This window comes from Enterococcus sp. AZ040 (assembly GCF_050499185.1).
Taxonomy (GTDB): domain Bacteria; phylum Bacillota; class Bacilli; order Lactobacillales; family Enterococcaceae; genus Enterococcus_D; species Enterococcus_D entomosocium.
The window spans coordinates 256,642-272,503 of the sequence record NZ_JBMHEW010000001.1; the positions used below are offsets into that span (position 1 = coordinate 256,642).

Sequence of the window (15,862 nt, forward strand, 5' to 3'; positions counted from 1 at the left end):
AAAAAACTATATTTTTAGGGGGCTTTACAGCAATGAAAAAAGCAAAATTATTTAGTTTAGGTATTGTTGCAGTAGCTGGGTTGACTTTACTTGGTGCTTGTGGCGGAGGAAATTCAGGTTCAACTGATTCAACTGGTGGCGGTTCTGCAGACGGTACGACTGATGCAGCGCATAGTGTCGCAATCGTTACCGATATCGGCGGGGTGGATGACCGTTCATTCAACCAATCCGCATGGGAAGGCTTAGAAGCATGGGGGGAAGAACACGGGATCGCTCGCGGTGCTGGTGGTTATGACTACGTGCAATCAAATGAAGCATCAGAATACACAACAAACGTAAATGGTGCCGTTCAAAATGGTTTCAAAACGATTTTCGGTGTGGGTTACTTATTGAAAGATTCAATCGCAGCAGCAGCTGACCAAAACCCTGATACACAATTCGGGATCATCGATGATGTGATCGAAGGCAAAGACAACGTTGTTTCAGCAACATTTAAAGATAATGAAGCAGCTTACTTAGCTGGTTATGCTGCAGCTTATACAACCAAAACAAACAAAGTCGGCTTCATCGGTGGTGAAGAAGGCGTCGTTATCGACCGTTTCGAAGCTGGTTTCACAAAGGGTGTTCAAGACGCAGCTGAAAAACTAGGCAAAGAAATTACCATTGATTCTCAATATGCAGCATCATTTGGTGATCCTGCCAAAGGAAAAGCATTGGCAGCTTCAATGTATCAAGGCGGCGCTGACGTAATCTTCCACGCATCTGGCGGTACTGGTGCAGGTGTCTTCCAGGAAGCAAAAGCAATCAACGAACAATTGAACGAAGCAGACCTAGAAGACAAAAAAGTTTGGGTCATCGGTGTGGATAGCGATCAACAAGACGAAGGAAAATTCACAACTGCTGACGGCAAAGAAGATAACTTCACACTGGCTTCAACATTGAAAGGTGTTGGCGCAGCGGTACAAGATATCTCAACTCGTGCGTTAGAAGATAACTTCCCTGGCGGCGAACACATTGTTTACGGCTTGAAAGATGGCGGTGTAGACATTACTGAAGGGTTCCTTTCAGATGATGCCAAAGCAGCGATCGAAACAGCGAAACAAGACGTGATCGACGGCAAAGTAGAAGTACCAGAAACACCTGAAAAATAAAGTGGTTCTTTTCGGTTATCTTGCCCTAGCCTAGGGCAAGATGATCGTTGTTGGATTACTATGTTGATGAAAGCTACGGGTTTTCATGAGGATAGTAATCATCCTAAGCAATAGCAATTATTTTTTTGACATGACGAATGGTTTGTATAAGCGAATTAGAAAGTAAGGATGTGAGTAATTTGGCTGAGGAAAAATATGTTGTAGAAATGCGTCATATCACCAAAGAGTTTGGAACGTTCAAAGCCAATGACGATGTCAACTTGCAAGTAAGGCCAGGAGAAATCCACGCATTGCTTGGTGAAAATGGAGCGGGCAAGTCGACCTTGATGAATATGCTGTCAGGATTATTGGAACCAACATCTGGTGAAATCTGGATGAATGGTGAAAAAGTGAATATCACGAGTCCGACCGCAGCAAACAAATTGGGGATCGGGATGGTGCATCAGCATTTCATGCTGGTAGACGCCTTTACTGTAACAGAAAATATCATTTTGGGGAGCGAACCCCATCATCTCGGTGTGTTAGATCGCAAGAAAGCCCGCAAAGAAATCAAAAAAGTTTCTGAACAATATGGTTTATCGGTTGATCCAGATGCCTATGTGCGTGACATCTCTGTTGGGATGGAACAACGGGTAGAGATCTTGAAGACTCTTTACCGCGGCGCAGATGTACTGATTTTTGATGAACCAACGGCAGTTTTGACACCGCAAGAAATCGAAGAACTGATCGAGATCATGCGCGGATTGGTGCGTGAAGGGAAATCGATCATCTTGATCACCCACAAACTGGATGAGATCAAAGCGGTGGCAGACCGTTGTACAGTTATCCGTCGGGGGCAAGGGATCGGCACTGTCAATGTCAAAGACGTCAGCTCCCAACAGTTGGCCGATATGATGGTTGGTCGTTCTGTGTCCTTCAAGACACCGAAGAAAGAGGCGTCACCAAAAGAAGTCGTGCTTTCTGTTGAAAACTTAGTCGTAAAAGAAAACCGTGGCTTAGAAGCAGTCAAAAACTTAAGCTTAGAAGTACGTGCAGGTGAAGTATTGGGGATTGCTGGTATTGATGGCAATGGGCAATCAGAGCTGTTACAAGCCATCACTGGTTTACGGAAAGTCGAAAGTGGCAAGGTCTTGCTGAATGGCGATGACATCACCAACTTCAAGCCTCGGAAAGTCACCGAAGCCGGCGTTGGTCATGTGCCAGAAGACCGCCATAAATACGGGCTTGTCTTGGATATGATGTTATCAGAAAACATCGCCTTACAAACCTACTACAAAAAACCTTTGAGTAATGCAGGTGTCTTAGATTATGGAGAAATCAACGAGTTTGCTCGTGACTTGATTCAAGAATTTGACGTACGAACAGTCAATGAGATCGTACCGGCACGGGCATTGTCCGGCGGGAATCAACAAAAAGCGATTATCGCACGAGAAATCAGCCGCGATCCTGATCTATTGATCGTTGCCAATCCGACCCGTGGGTTGGATGTCGGAGCGATCGAATTTATCCACAAACGCTTGATTGAACAACGGGATAAGTTCAAAGCTGTTTTATTAGTCAGCTTTGAATTAGATGAAATTTTGAATGTATCAGACCGCATTGCTGTTATTCATGCTGGTGAGATCGTTGGGGTCGTTGATCCGAAAGAAACATCAGAGAAAGAGCTTGGCTTGTTGATGGCAGGGTACTCCTTGGAGGAAGCAAGACGAGAGCTGCAAATGGAGGAAGTAGGTGGTTCGGTTGAATAACCGCAAAGAAAAGATCCGCAATATATTAGTGCCGATCATCGCTGTCTTGTTGGGATTCGTCCTTGGCGGAATCATCATGGCGGCCTTCGGCTACAGCCCGATCACAGGGTATACACAAATGTTCCGGACCGTTTTTATCAACGGACAAACAGGTGGGTTAAATGCCCGCAACATTGGTGAGATTTTTGTTACAGCAGGACCCTTGATCTTTACTGCTCTGGGATTTGCCGTTGCAAACTCAGCAGGATTCTTCAATATCGGTCTTTCTGGTCAAGCGCTAGCAGGTTGGGTTGCCAGTATCTGGGTCGCACTGGCGATGCCGGATGCGCCTCGGTTGGTGGTCTTGCCATTAGCCGTGATCGTAGGGGCTTTATGCGGGGCGATCGCAGCTGCGATTCCTGGTTTCCTACGGGCATTCTTTGGAACAAGTGAAGTCATCGTGACGATCATGATGAACTATATCTTGCTTTATACGGGGAACCATTTAGTCAATAATGTGATGAGTGAATCCATGATCACGACAAAAGGGGTCACGAAAATGGTGGGGGAAAATGCCTCCATGCAGACGCCGTTTCTAGCAAGCATCACGAGCAACTCTCGCTTGAACTTAGGGATCTTCTTAGCCTTGATCTTCTTAGTTTTGGTTTGGTTCTTGATGAAAAAAACCACTCTTGGTTATGAGATCCGCGCGGTGGGCTTGAACCCAAGCGCTTCTGAATATGCTGGGATGAGCAGCAAACGGACGATCATTATCTCCATGATCATCTCTGGGACACTTGCCGGATTAGGTGGAGTTGTTCAAGGACTAGGAACGTTTGAAAACTTCTTCGTTCAAGGGTCATCATTAAGCATCGGGTTTGACGGTATGGCTGTATCCTTGTTAGGAAGCGGCTCATCGATCGGAATCTTGCTTTCAGCCCTCTTGTTCAGTATTTTGAAATTAGGTGGACAAGGCATGCAGTTTGCAGGTATTCCATCTGAATTAGTTGATGTTAATATCGCAATTATTATTTTCTTCGTAGCGATCAGTTTTGTGATTCGTTTCTTGTTGGCAAAAATCTTTGACGGCAAAAAAGAAGCGCTGGTCGTACAGGAGATTGAAGCCCAACCAAACGATCAAGATCAGGAAGGAGGAACCATCTAATGGATATTAGTTTAATTTCTTCTATCGTCACTCAAACATTGATTTATGCGTCTCCTCTGATTTTGACGGCGCTAGGTGGCGTGTTCTCAGAGCGAAGCGGGATCGTTAACGTGGGTCTTGAAGGAATCATGGTTATGGGTGCTTTTAGCTCGATTGTTTTCAATATTGAATTTGCGTCACAATTTGGTGCGTGGACACCGTGGTTAGGGATGCTCGTCGGCGGACTTGTCGGTGTGGTTTTCTCCTTGCTGCATGCGGTGGCAACCATCAACTTCCGTGCAGACCACATCATCAGTGGTACGGTGATGAACTTGATGGCACCAGCTTTGGCCGTGTTCTTAGTTAAAGCGATCTACAACAAAGGGCAAACCGATAACATCCAACGGACATTGGGGTATTTCAATTTCCCGATTCTTAAAGATATTCCTATCATTGGCCCGATTTTCTTTAATCAAACGTTCTTACCGGCGTACTTCGCCATTTTGATCTCAGTGATCGCGTGGTTCGTGATTTTCAAAACACGCTTTGGGTTGCGTCTTCGTTCTGTCGGTGAGCATCCTCAAGCAGCTGATACCTTAGGGATCAATGTTTACGTGATGCGTTACTCAGGCGTCTTGATCTCTGGATTCCTTGGTGGGATGGGCGGTGCCTTGTTTGCTCAATCGATCGCGGGTCGCTTTGCTGTGACAACGATCGCCGGTCAAGGGTTTATCTCGATGGCTGCGATGATCTTTGGTAAATGGAATCCACTTGGTGCGATGGGAGCAGCGATTTTCTTCGGTTTCGCGCAAAACATCAGTATCGTAGGTGGCCAGCTGCCAATCATCTCTTCCATTCCAGCAGTTTACTTACAAGCTGCGCCTTATGCCTTGACGATCATCGTGCTCGTTCTTTTCCTTGGAAAAGCTGCTGGTCCGAAAGCTAACGGGAAGAACTACATTAAATCTAAATAATTTTTTCAGTATGAAAGGGTGGGGCTATGGGACATGAATGTGTTGCTGTGTCCTGCCCTTTTTCTATCCTCTGGGTGAAAGGAAAGCGTCAGGAAATTTCCAAAGCAACCCAGCGCAATTTTTGCTTAAGTTTAGTATGATAGAGGTAGTAGATCCGCTTGTAAAAGCATAAAATAAAGAAAGTAGGGAATAGAATGTTTAAACGTGTACACTTGATCGTGATGGATTCAGTCGGAATTGGTGAAGCACCTGATGCGGCAGCTTTTGGTGATGTCGGTTCAGATACATTAGGCCATATTGCAAAAGAAGCAGGCTTAACGATCCCTCACTTGGAACAATTAGGCCTAGGGACGATTCGTCCTTTAGAAGGCGTAAAGGCGGTAGCTGACCATGATGGGTATGCAACCAAATTGGAAGAAGTTTCTGTTGGGAAAGATACGATGACGGGTCACTGGGAGATCATGGGCTTGAATATCCAAAAGCCTTTCCGCGTATTTCCAGATGGGTTTCCCGATGAATTATTGCAACAGATCGAAGCGTTCTCTGGACGCAAAATCGTCTGCAATGCGCCGTATTCTGGGACAGCAGTCATTGATGACTTTGGCGAACATCAAATGAAGACCGGGGATCTGATCGTTTACACTTCGGCTGACCCAGTGTTGCAGATCGCCGCTCATGAGGAAATCATTCCATTAGAAGAATTGTATCGTATTTGTCAGTACGTTCGGGATATCACGAAAGATGAGCCGTATATGATCGGCCGCATCATCGCGCGTCCTTATGTCGGTGAGCCTGGAAACTTTACTCGTACGAGCAATCGTCATGACTACGCACTCGATCCATTTGGCCATACAGTGTTAGATTCATTGAAAGAAGCTGGAAAAGACGTGATCGCCGTTGGGAAAATCAATGATATCTTCAACGGGCAAGGAATCACCGATTCTGTACGGACGAAGAGCAATATGGACGGTGTGGATCAATTATTGAAGGTGATGAAACAAGACTTTACGGGTCTAAGCTTTACGAACTTAGTCGACTTCGATGCGCTTTATGGTCACCGTCGCGATGTCGTAGGGTATGCCCACGCCATTGAAGATTTTGATTTGCGTATTCCAGAACTCTTAGAAGCAATGGGAGACGAGGATCTGCTGTTGATCACAGCTGACCACGGCAATGACCCAACCTTTACGGGAACGGATCACACGAGAGAATATGTGCCATTACTAGCGTACAGCAAGAAATTTCAAGGCCAAGGCCAATTGCCACAAGGCTACTATGCGGATATTTCCGCAACGATCGCTGAAAACTTTGGTGTTTCAGCTACAGAAAACGGAACAAGCTTTTTAAAACATTTAAATTAGAGGTGATGAAATGACAACGTTACATGAGAAATTACAAGAAACAACGGCATTTATCAAAGGAAGCGGCGTCGGTGAAGTGGAATTTGGGTTGATTTTAGGATCTGGCTTAGGTGAACTAGCCGATGAGATCGAAAATCCAATCGTGTTGCCTTATAACGATATCCCGCATTTTCCTGTTTCGACAGTGGTCGGTCATGCTGGACAATTGGTCTATGGAACATTAGCTGGGAAAAAAGTCTTAGCGATGCAAGGACGATTCCATTATTATGAAGGCCATTCGATGCAGACGGTCACTTACCCCGTCCGTGTGATGGCGGCATTGAAAGCTCATTCCTTAGTCGTGACCAATGCCTGTGGCGGTGTGAACGAAAGCTTCCAGCCTGGAGACTTGATGTTGATCACCGATCAAATCAACTTTATGGGGGACAACCCACTGATTGGTGAAAACGAAGAAGAAATGGGTCCACGTTTCCCAGATATGAGCCAAGCTTACCATTTGCCTTATCGGGAAGCGGCACAAAAAGTTGGCGCATCAAAAGGATTGCACTTAAAAGAAGGCGTCTATATGGGCTTCTCAGGTCCTACGTATGAAACGCCAGCAGAGATCCGCTTTGCTCGGACGATCGGTGCCGATGCTGTCGGTATGTCGACTGTCCCAGAAGTGATCGTTGCTGTTCACAGTGGCTTGAAAGTCTTAGGTGTTTCTTGCATCACAAACTTGGCTGCTGGTATGCAAGCGAGCTTGAATCACGAAGAAGTCGTGGAAACGACGGAACGGGTCAAGGCAGAATTTAAAGCGTTGATCAAAGAAACGTTAGCAGTACTATAAAAAGCAGACCAAAGGAGAAAAACGAATGAGCGTTCATATCGAAGCAAAAGCAGGCGAGATCGCAGACAAAATCTTGTTACCAGGTGATCCACTGCGGGCAAAATATATTGCTGAAACATTTTTAGAAGACCCGATCTGTTACAACAATGTTCGGGGAATGTTGGGCTATACAGGCGTTTATAAGGGCGAGCGGGTCTCTGTCCAAGGAACCGGCATGGGCATGCCTTCAGCGAGCATCTATGCCCATGAATTGATCAACTCTTACGGCGTGAAGAAATTGATTCGGGTCGGTACGTGTGGTGCCATCTCAAAAGATGTCCATGTGCGTGATCTTGTGATTGCCCAAGCGGCAGCAACAAGTTCCTCGATGGTGGCAAAAAACTTCCAAAGTTTCCATTTCCCACCAATCGCTGACTTTGCACTGCTGCGTAAAGCCTATGATACAGCGATTGAATCAGGATTTACGACCCACGTCGGCAACATCTTATCTGAAGATACCTTCTACAAAGATGACATGACGGAAACGTTACAGTTGGCAGACCTTGGAGTGATGGGTGTTGAGATGGAAGCCGCAGCCTTATACTATTTAGGGGCGAAATTCCACGTTCAAACCTTAGCGATCTGTACTGTCAGCGACCACATCATCACTGGAGAAGAAACAACGCCAGAAGAAAGACAAACGACGTTTAACGACATGATCAAAGTTGGCTTAGAAACAGCGATTGCGTAAAAAAGATACCACAGGATCGGTGCATGAACGATGCGAGGGCTGCTTGCTTTTGAGAGAGCAAGCAGCCAAATCGTATTGGTTTGCATGCAACCGAGAATGTGTTATCTTTTTTTGTTGGCAAAAAGCCACGAAGAAGCGTTGCACTTTTGCCAGAAAATGGTTTAATGAAAAGAAAAGGTGTAAAAAGGAGACGAGACAATGAATAATTTTACGTTTCATGTAACGACGGACATTCGTTTTGGGAAAGACCGTCTGAACGAATTGCCAGAAGTACTGAATACATTTGGAAAAAACGTCTTGCTAGTCTATGGTGGCGGCAGTATCAAGAAAAACGGCTTGTACGATGCAGTCATGGCGCAATTGACTGCCAACGGCAATCAAGTCACTGAATTGACTGGTGTCGATCCAAATCCACGAATCGAAACCGTTCGTCAAGGAGCCGCTCTTTGTCGTTCAGAAAAGATCGACGTCATTTTAGCTGTTGGCGGCGGTTCTGTAATTGATTGCAGCAAAGTGATTGCTGGGGCGGCTTGCAGTGAGCAAGAGCCTTGGGACTTAGTACTTTCCAGAAGCTATCAAGGACCAGCGATTCCATTAGTAACGATCTTGACCCTTGCGGCTACCGGCAGTGAAATGAATCGCGGCGCAGTGATCTCTAATCTAGAAACGAAACAAAAACTTGGCGTTCACGGACCCGAATTTTTACCGAAAGTATCCTTTTTAGATCCAACAACGACCTTTAGTGTCAGTCGTTATCAAACGGCTGCCGGTTCAGCGGATATCATGAGCCATCTGATTGAAAATTATTTCAGTAAAACAGAAGGAACAGATGTCCAAGACGGTGTAGCAGAAGGATTGCTAAAAGCAGTCATTAAAAATCTGCCCATCGCATTAAAGGATCCCTCGGACTATGACGCACGGGCGAATTTGATGTGGGCGAGCACCTTAGCCTTAAATGGTTTGACTGGAAGCGGCAAGGGTGGTGCATGGTCTTGTCATGCGATGGAGCATGAGTTGAGTGCGTTTTATGACATTACCCATGGCATCGGCTTAGCGATCCTGACCCCACGCTGGATGCTTCATGTATTGAATGAAGAAACGGCGCCGAAATTTGCGCGTTTTGCCAGAGAAGTCTTTGGTGTCCAAGAAGCAGTGCCAGAATTAGCTGCCCGAATGGGGATTCAAAAACTGTATGACTTTTTTGCTTCTTGCGATATTCCGATGACTTTGCCAGAAGTGGGAATCGCCGATGACACTCATTTTGCTGAAATGGCGGCTCAAGCAGTTCAATTCAGCTCTATTGCAACAAATGCGTATGTACCGCTACAAGAAGAAGACGTGATCGCAATCTACCAAGATTCCTTGACTCCTTCAACCTATCTTTAATCATTAAACAGACCGTTCCTGCGACTTGGTTGTCGCGGAGCGGTCTGTTTATTTACCCTTCAGAAGAAAAAGCCAAACGGGCCATTAGCTGATTCGCAATCAAGGCGTGTCCTGCAGGAGTAGGGTGCACACCGTCATCGCCTGTCAGTGCCTGTGGGGAGCTAGCGACGGATGCTTCGGCAAACAAGCCATCCAGCGGCAGCAGTTGACAATGAAAGGCGGCAGCTAAGCGACGAACGATTTGGATTTTCGGATCAAGATCGATCCGCCAGGTTTGGCGATCTTCAGGATATGGCAATACAAAAGGTTCCAGCAAGAAAATACGCGTGATCCCTTGTTGGGTCACTTGTTCCAGAATTTGACGGTAGGTTGCCTCAAAGGACGTTGCCGCAGCTTCTGAACCAAAATCGGGACCACCGGCATTGTGCCACGTGTCGTTGATCCCAATCATAAAGACCAAGACGTCAGGCGCTAATTGGAGGCAATCTTCTTGGAGACGGGCTAAGACATCGGCAGCTTTATTGCCGCCGATCCCGCGGTTATAAAAGGTAAAGCCCGCAGTGGGGAATTTCTCTGCCAGCTGATCGGCAACGAGACGGGCAAACCCATGTCCTAAATCGTGGGGGTCTTGGCGATCACGATCGCAATCTGTGATGCTGTCACCTAAAAATAAAACGGTATCATTTTTGACTAGTTTCATAATAAGCTCCTTTCGAGTATGCCCTCAATTATAAAAGAGGGGGGAGAAAATGCCAATAAAAAAACTGCCCTTTGGTTAAAAAGGGCAGCGATAAGCGAGGCTTATAAGTAGTATTTTTTCGCAACAGTCAAATCATCGTTCAATTCATAAACAAGTGGTTGACCAGTTGGGATCTCAAGATCCATGATATCTTCGTCAGAAATACCTTCGATATGTTTTGCTAATGCACGTAGAGAGTTTCCGTGAGCCGCAACTAAGACAGTTTTGTCGTCTTTTAATGCTGGGGCGATTTCATCTTGCCAGAAAGGCAATGCACGTTCTAAAGTAACTTTTAAGTTTTCTCCACCAGGTACGTCGCGAGGGTCAAGCATTGCATAACGACGGTCGTTTGCAGCAGAACCTTCATCTGAAGCTTCCATCAATGGAGGTAAAACATCGTAAGAACGACGCCAGATGTGTACTTGTTCGTCACCGTATTTTTCAGCAGTTTCTTTTTTATTTAAACCTTGTAATTTACCGTAATGACGTTCGTTTAAGCGCCATGATTTGATCGTTGGTACCCAAAGTTGATCAGAATATTCTAAAATGTAATTACAAGTTTTGATGGCACGAGTTAAAACAGATGTGTAAGCAACGTCAAATTCGATGCCTGCTTCTTTGATTTTACGTCCGCCTTCGATTGCTTCTTCGACACCTTCTGGCGCTAGATCAACATCAGCCCAACCGGTAAACTGGTTTAATTTGTTCCATTCGCTTAGTCCATGACGAGAAAATACTAATTTTGGCATGTAAAACTCTCCTTTAGATATTCGATATTTTTCTGAAATTTTCAATTCCGTATTTATTGTACACTCTTTCTCAAAGAATTTCCATGGTTTTGGAGGAAAAGCTGGGGGAAAACGCCATTCTTAAGGAAAAACAAAAGGGGATCATTAAAAAGAGGACCGCTTTTGTTTCATGCTGTTCTAGGGGGAGTCGACAACTATGAACGTAACTTGTTCCATTCTTCTTCGGATAATTTTATGTATTTATAGCATGTACCTACAGAAACACCGCATTTTTCAGAAATATATTGAATCGTTTCTTTTTTTTCGTAGTACAATTGACGGATTTTTTTGATCGTTTTTGGATCGATCTTTGGACGACCGCCAATTTTGCCTTTTTTGCGGGCTTTATTTAAGCCGACCAGCGTGCGCTCTTTGATGAGTGAGCGTTCCATGATCGCAAGTCCTTCCATCAAATTGAAGTAAACCTGTCCCATCGGACCGCGGGTATCGATTTGTTCTGCCAGTGAAACCAGATGAAGCTCTCGCTGTTTTAATAGATCCGTGAGATCGGTCAGCTGTCTGGTCGTCTTCCCTAAACGATGCAGTTCCGTAACGACTAAGGTGTCACCGGGCTGCATTTGTGCCACCACTGACTCCAATGAATGATTTTCTTCACTTTCTTCCACGCTAAATGTCTCATGGAAAAATTCATGACACCCAAATTCTTCGAGCTTGTTTAATTGTTCACTTGTTGAGTTATCGGTGATCGTTGAACGAGCATAGCCTATGATTTTCATAAACCCTCCTACCTTTCCCTTTTTATTGAATGTATCATAATTATTTCTTAAATGATAGGGTAATTTGCACAAAAAATAATAAAAATTAAGTCGATTGAAGAAAAATAACGAAAAAAAGAGAAGCATTTTTGCTTCTCCTTTTTTGTTTCCTTTATCTAACGTGCTTGGTACTCGGTCCTTCAGGCAATCCGACAATGATCGTATGAACCATATCCAAAAACAGACCGTGTTCAACCACGCCCACTGTAGCATCTAATTCCTGTGCCAACTCAGTAGGAGCGGTGATCGTTTCTAGATGAAGATCGATGATGTAATTGCTGCAATCGGTTTTTAAAGGTTCGCCTTCTTCATTCAGACGCAGTTTTGGATGGTAGTTTTTCTTCTCGAACAGACGCAACAGTTGTTGGCTGCCATAAGGGATCACTTCCACTGGCAACGGGAAGGCACCAAGTGTTTCGACCATTTTCGATTCATCAACGATCCACAAAACTTTTTTGGAGTTAGACGCCACGATTTTTTCGAATAAAAGGGCTGCACCGCCGCCTTTGATGCCATGATAATCCTTGCTGATCTCATCTGCACCGTCGATCGTTAGATCCACAGCGTCCACTTCATCGATGGTGCGAATCGGGATACCTAATCCTTCTGCTTGTTTTTTCGATGCCCAAGAAGTTGGGACACCAGTGATCGATAGACCTTCTTCTTTTACACGTCGACCCAGTTCTTCAATCATGTAGTAGGCTGTTGAGCCAGTGCCCAAGCCAACGACCATGCCATCTTTTACATAACTAGCCGCTTCAATGCCGACCATTTCTTTTAGGTTCATTTTCTTCCCGCCTTTTTTAAATAAATGCTTTGTCTCTATTATATAGGAAGAAGCGCAAAATTTGCGGATTTTTTCGTAACAGATTTCTTTTGAAAAAAGCTTGGGAGGATACTTGACAGGTAAGAATAAGCATGATATTCTATCAAAGGTGCTTTATCTACAGGTCTCTCGTTGGAGACGTGCTGACTGTCTATCAAAGCATAGTTGATATGAATGCAGAGAATGCATTATTTTTTATCGCAAAAAAAGAACCACCTGGATGTGTGGGACTATAAAGCGAATCAAGGAAGGAGGACAACTAGGGATGCCTACAATTAATCAATTAGTACGTAAACCTCGTAAATCCAAGGTTGAAAAATCAAATTCACCAGCATTGAACAAAGGATATAACAGTTTCAAGAAAGCTCAAACGAATGTTAACTCACCTCAAAAGCGTGGGGTAGCTACTCGTGTGGGAACTATGACACCGAAAAAACCGAACTCAGCTCTACGTAAATATGCGCGTGTTCGTTTGTCAAACTTGATTGAAGTGACAGCTTATATTCCAGGTATCGGACACAACTTACAAGAACACAGCGTGGTCTTGTTACGTGGTGGACGTGTAAAAGACTTACCAGGGGTACGTTACCATATCGTTCGTGGTGCATTGGATACTGCCGGTGTTAACGATCGTAAACAATCTCGTTCTAAATATGGTACAAAACGTCCTAAAGCTTAATCTTTAAGACAAACAGATCAAATGAATCTTATTTAAATCAGAACTGATATCTCGGAAGGAGGAGTTACGGATGCCTCGTAAAGGTCCTGTTGCAAAACGTGATGTTTTACCAGATCCTATTTATAACTCAAAATTAGTAACTCGTTTGATCAACCGTGTAATGGTTGATGGTAAACGCGGTGTTGCTGCAAATATTATCTACAATGCTTTTGGCATTATCAAAGAATCTACAGGAAATGATCCATTGGAAGTTTTCGAACAAGCAATGAAAAACATTATGCCTGTATTGGAAGTTAAAGCTCGCCGTGTCGGTGGTTCTAACTACCAAGTACCAGTAGAAGTACGTCCTGAACGTCGTACAACTCTAGGTCTTCGTTGGGTGGTAAACTACGCTCGTTTGCGTGGCGAACACACAATGGAAGAACGTCTTGCAAAAGAAATCATGGATGCAGCAAACAACACTGGTGCTTCTGTGAAAAAACGCGAAGACACACACAAAATGGCGGAAGCCAACCGCGCATTTGCTCACTATCGTTGGTAAGATCCTCACTGCTTTTTATTGGAAGGTACTGAGACAACCTTAGCTTAAGTTAAGTAAGAATGAGAGGGGAACAACCTAGAATGGCAAGAGAATTTTCGCTAGAAAAAACTCGTAATATCGGGATCATGGCCCACGTTGACGCTGGTAAAACAACGACAACTGAACGTATCCTTTATTACACAGGTAAAATCCATAAAATTGGTGAAACACATGAAGGTGCTTCTCAAATGGACTGGATGGAACAAGAACAAGAACGTGGGATCACAATCACTTCTGCTGCGACAACTGCGCAATGGAAAGAAAACCGCGTAAATATCATCGACACACCAGGACACGTGGACTTCACAATCGAAGTGCAACGTTCATTGCGTGTACTTGATGGTGCTGTAACTGTGTTGGACTCACAATCAGGTGTAGAACCTCAAACAGAAACAGTTTGGCGTCAAGCGACAGATTACCGCGTACCACGTGTTGTATTCTGTAACAAAATGGACAAAATTGGTGCAGACTTCTTATACTCTGTATCAACTTTACATGATCGTTTACAAGCAAATGCTCACCCAATCCAATTACCAATTGGTGCGGAAGATGACTTTACTGGTATTATCGACTTAGTAAAAATGAAAGCTGAAATCTACACAAATGACTTAGGAACTGAAATCCAAGAGACTGAAATTCCTGAAGAATATGTAGAATTAGCTGAAGAATGGCGCGAAAAATTAATCGAAGCTGTTGCTGATACTGATGAAGAACTAATGATGAAATTCTTGGAAGGTGAAGAAATCACTGAAGAAGAATTGAAAGCTGGTATTCGTCAAGCAACACTGACTGTTGACTTTTTCCCTGTTCTTTGTGGATCTGCCTTTAAAAACAAAGGGGTTCAATTGATGTTGGATGCAGTCATCGACTACTTGCCTTCACCACTTGATGTTCCTGCGATTAAAGGGATCAATCCTAAAACAGACGAAGAAACTGATCGTCCGGCTGACGATGAAGCACCATTTGCTTCATTAGCATTTAAAGTAATGACTGACCCATTCGTAGGTCGTTTGACATTCTTCCGTGTGTATTCAGGTATCTTGAACTCTGGATCATACGTATTGAATGCTTCAAAAGGCAAACGCGAACGTATCGGTCGTATCCTACAAATGCACGCCAACACACGTGCTGAAATCCAAACAGTATACTCAGGCGATATCGCCGCTGCTGTTGGTTTGAAAGACACAACAACTGGGGATACACTATGTGATGAAAAATCACCAGTAATCCTTGAATCAATCGAATTCCCAGAACCAGTTATCGAAGTCGCTGTTGAGCCTAAATCAAAAGCTGACCAAGATAAAATGGGGGTTGCTTTACAAAAACTTGCTGAAGAAGATCCATCATTCCGTGTGGAAACAAACGCTGAAACAGGCGAAACTGTTATCGCTGGTATGGGAGAACTTCACTTGGACGTCTTAGTTGACCGTATGCGTCGCGAATTTAAAGTTGAAGCAAACGTAGGTGCGCCTCAAGTTTCTTATCGTGAAACATTCCGTGCAGCAACACAAGCGGAAGGTAAATTTGTACGTCAGTCTGGTGGTAAAGGTCAATACGGTCACGTATGGGTCGAATTTACACCAAACGAAGAAGGTAAAGGCTTCGAATTCGAAAACGCGATTGTCGGTGGTGTGGTTCCTCGTGAATACATCCCAGCAGTTGAAAAAGGACTTGAAGACTCAATGGCGAACGGTGTCTTAGCCGGTTACCCATTAGTAGACATCAAAGCAAAACTTTATGATGGTTCATACCATGATGTCGATTCAAGTGAAACTGCCTTCCGTGTTGCAGCTTCTATGGCTTTACGTGCTGCAGCGAAGAAAGCAAATCCAGTAATTCTTGAACCAATGATGAAAGTAGTTATCACTGTACCAGAAGATTACTTAGGTGATGTTATGGGTCACGTAACTGCTCGTCGTGGACGCGTAGAAGGAATGGAAGCACACGGTAACTCACAAATCGTGAACGCAATCGTGCCATTAGCTGAAATGTTTGGTTACGCAACGACACTTCGTTCATCAACACAAGGTCGCGGTACGTTCATGATGACATTTGATCACTATGAAGATGTACCAAAATCTGTTCAAGAAGAAATCATCAAGAAAAACGGCGGCAAAGCTGAATAATTGATGGAAGTATAGGAAATTAAGTAAAAAGCTATATTTTTTTCTG

15 protein-coding genes are annotated in these 15,862 nt (G+C 44.3%); 11 read left to right on the forward strand and 4 right to left on the reverse strand.

Annotated elements, in window-relative coordinates:
• Positions 1–32: 32 nt before the first annotated feature.
• The 8 genes from IGK63_RS01190 (at position 33) to IGK63_RS01225 (ending at position 9,302) form a co-directional block, all read left to right on the forward strand.
• Positions 33–1,151, forward strand: coding sequence for a BMP family lipoprotein (locus IGK63_RS01190; RefSeq protein ID WP_034872080.1), 1,119 nt, complete (start codon positions 33–35; stop codon positions 1,149–1,151).
• A gap of 137 nt (positions 1,152–1,288) precedes the next feature.
• Entirely contained in the window at positions 1,289–2,899 is a 1,611-nt protein-coding gene (locus IGK63_RS01195) for an ABC transporter ATP-binding protein (protein ID WP_005232559.1), read from the forward strand.
• Positions 2,892–4,043, forward strand: coding sequence for an ABC transporter permease (locus IGK63_RS01200; RefSeq protein ID WP_005226844.1), 1,152 nt, complete (start codon positions 2,892–2,894; stop codon positions 4,041–4,043). The genes IGK63_RS01195 and IGK63_RS01200 overlap by 8 nt, the downstream gene beginning before the upstream one ends.
• Positions 4,043–4,996, forward strand: coding sequence for an ABC transporter permease (locus tag IGK63_RS01205; RefSeq protein WP_005232556.1), 954 nt, complete (start codon positions 4,043–4,045; stop codon positions 4,994–4,996). Before IGK63_RS01200 ends, IGK63_RS01205 begins: the two co-directional genes overlap by 1 nt.
• A 194-nt stretch (positions 4,997–5,190) precedes the next feature.
• On the forward strand, positions 5,191–6,357 hold the full coding sequence (deoB, locus tag IGK63_RS01210; protein WP_008376404.1) for a phosphopentomutase: 1,167 nt from the start codon (positions 5,191–5,193) through the stop codon (positions 6,355–6,357).
• Positions 6,358–6,367: 10 nt separating this feature from the next.
• Positions 6,368–7,186 (forward strand): purine-nucleoside phosphorylase, encoded by an 819-nt coding sequence (locus IGK63_RS01215; RefSeq protein ID WP_008376402.1) that lies wholly within the window; start codon positions 6,368–6,370, stop codon positions 7,184–7,186.
• Positions 7,187–7,211: 25 nt separating this feature from the next.
• Positions 7,212–7,916 carry a purine-nucleoside phosphorylase gene (deoD, locus tag IGK63_RS01220; protein ID WP_005226852.1) on the forward strand — a complete coding sequence of 235 codons (705 nt, stop codon included), beginning with the start codon at positions 7,212–7,214 and terminating at the stop codon, positions 7,914–7,916.
• A 198-nt stretch (positions 7,917–8,114) separates the two neighbouring features.
• Positions 8,115–9,302 (forward strand): iron-containing alcohol dehydrogenase, encoded by a 1,188-nt coding sequence (locus IGK63_RS01225; RefSeq protein WP_005232552.1) that lies wholly within the window; start codon positions 8,115–8,117, stop codon positions 9,300–9,302.
• Positions 9,303–9,354: 52 nt separating this feature from the next.
• On the opposite strand, the gene IGK63_RS01230 is transcribed toward IGK63_RS01225, so the two are convergent.
• From IGK63_RS01230 to rpiA, 4 genes are all read right to left on the reverse strand, one after another.
• Positions 9,355–10,002 (reverse strand): SGNH/GDSL hydrolase family protein, encoded by a 648-nt coding sequence (locus IGK63_RS01230; protein ID WP_005232551.1) that lies wholly within the window; start codon positions 10,000–10,002, stop codon positions 9,355–9,357.
• Positions 10,003–10,103: 101 nt separating this feature from the next.
• Positions 10,104–10,790 carry a 2,3-diphosphoglycerate-dependent phosphoglycerate mutase gene (gene gpmA / locus IGK63_RS01235; protein ID WP_005226871.1) on the reverse strand — a complete coding sequence of 229 codons (687 nt, stop codon included), beginning with the start codon at positions 10,788–10,790 and terminating at the stop codon, positions 10,104–10,106.
• 194 nt (positions 10,791–10,984) lie between these two features.
• Positions 10,985–11,566, reverse strand: a complete 582-nt coding sequence (locus IGK63_RS01240) for a recombinase family protein (RefSeq protein ID WP_005226873.1) — start codon at positions 11,564–11,566, stop codon at positions 10,985–10,987.
• Positions 11,567–11,717: 151 nt separating this feature from the next.
• Positions 11,718–12,392, reverse strand: coding sequence for a ribose-5-phosphate isomerase RpiA (gene rpiA, locus IGK63_RS01245; protein WP_005226875.1), 675 nt, complete (start codon positions 12,390–12,392; stop codon positions 11,718–11,720).
• 304 nt (positions 12,393–12,696) lie between these two features.
• Between rpiA and rpsL the strand changes: the two genes are divergently transcribed.
• The 3 genes from rpsL to fusA all read left to right on the forward strand — a co-directional run bounded on the left by rpsL (position 12,697) and on the right by fusA (position 15,816).
• The gene (gene rpsL, locus IGK63_RS01250) at positions 12,697–13,110 is read left to right on the forward strand and encodes a 30S ribosomal protein S12 (RefSeq protein WP_003127956.1); all 414 of its coding nucleotides are present in this window, start codon (positions 12,697–12,699) and stop codon (positions 13,108–13,110) included.
• Positions 13,111–13,180: 70 nt separating this feature from the next.
• Positions 13,181–13,651, forward strand: coding sequence for a 30S ribosomal protein S7 (rpsG, locus tag IGK63_RS01255; protein WP_003127957.1), 471 nt, complete (start codon positions 13,181–13,183; stop codon positions 13,649–13,651).
• A gap of 80 nt (positions 13,652–13,731) precedes the next feature.
• Entirely contained in the window at positions 13,732–15,816 is a 2,085-nt protein-coding gene (gene fusA / locus IGK63_RS01260) for an elongation factor G (protein ID WP_005226900.1), read from the forward strand.
• Positions 15,817–15,862: the final 46 nt, after the last annotated feature.

Bases quoted from the DNA above. Each gene is read 5' to 3' on its own strand.
- rpsG (WP_003127957.1), top strand. From the start codon at position 13,181: ATGCCTCGTAAAGGTCCTGTTGCAAAACGTGATGTTTTACCAGATCCT.
- IGK63_RS01225 (WP_005232552.1), top strand. From the start codon at position 8,115: ATGAATAATTTTACGTTTCATGTAACGACGGACATTCGTTTTGGGAAA.
- IGK63_RS01190 (WP_034872080.1), top strand. From the start codon at position 33: ATGAAAAAAGCAAAATTATTTAGTTTAGGTATTGTTGCAGTAGCTGGG.
- rpsL (WP_003127956.1), top strand. From the start codon at position 12,697: ATGCCTACAATTAATCAATTAGTACGTAAACCTCGTAAATCCAAGGTT.
- rpiA (WP_005226875.1), bottom strand. From the start codon at position 12,392: ATGAACCTAAAAGAAATGGTCGGCATTGAAGCGGCTAGTTATGTAAAA.
- IGK63_RS01240 (WP_005226873.1), bottom strand. From the start codon at position 11,566: ATGAAAATCATAGGCTATGCTCGTTCAACGATCACCGATAACTCAACA.
- IGK63_RS01195 (WP_005232559.1), top strand. From the start codon at position 1,289: ATGGTTTGTATAAGCGAATTAGAAAGTAAGGATGTGAGTAATTTGGCT.
- IGK63_RS01205 (WP_005232556.1), top strand. From the start codon at position 4,043: ATGGATATTAGTTTAATTTCTTCTATCGTCACTCAAACATTGATTTAT.
- deoD (WP_005226852.1), top strand. From the start codon at position 7,212: ATGAGCGTTCATATCGAAGCAAAAGCAGGCGAGATCGCAGACAAAATC.
- deoB (WP_008376404.1), top strand. From the start codon at position 5,191: ATGTTTAAACGTGTACACTTGATCGTGATGGATTCAGTCGGAATTGGT.
- IGK63_RS01230 (WP_005232551.1), bottom strand. From the start codon at position 10,002: ATGAAACTAGTCAAAAATGATACCGTTTTATTTTTAGGTGACAGCATC.
- fusA (WP_005226900.1), top strand. From the start codon at position 13,732: ATGGCAAGAGAATTTTCGCTAGAAAAAACTCGTAATATCGGGATCATG.
- gpmA (WP_005226871.1), bottom strand. From the start codon at position 10,790: ATGCCAAAATTAGTATTTTCTCGTCATGGACTAAGCGAATGGAACAAA.
- IGK63_RS01215 (WP_008376402.1), top strand. From the start codon at position 6,368: ATGACAACGTTACATGAGAAATTACAAGAAACAACGGCATTTATCAAA.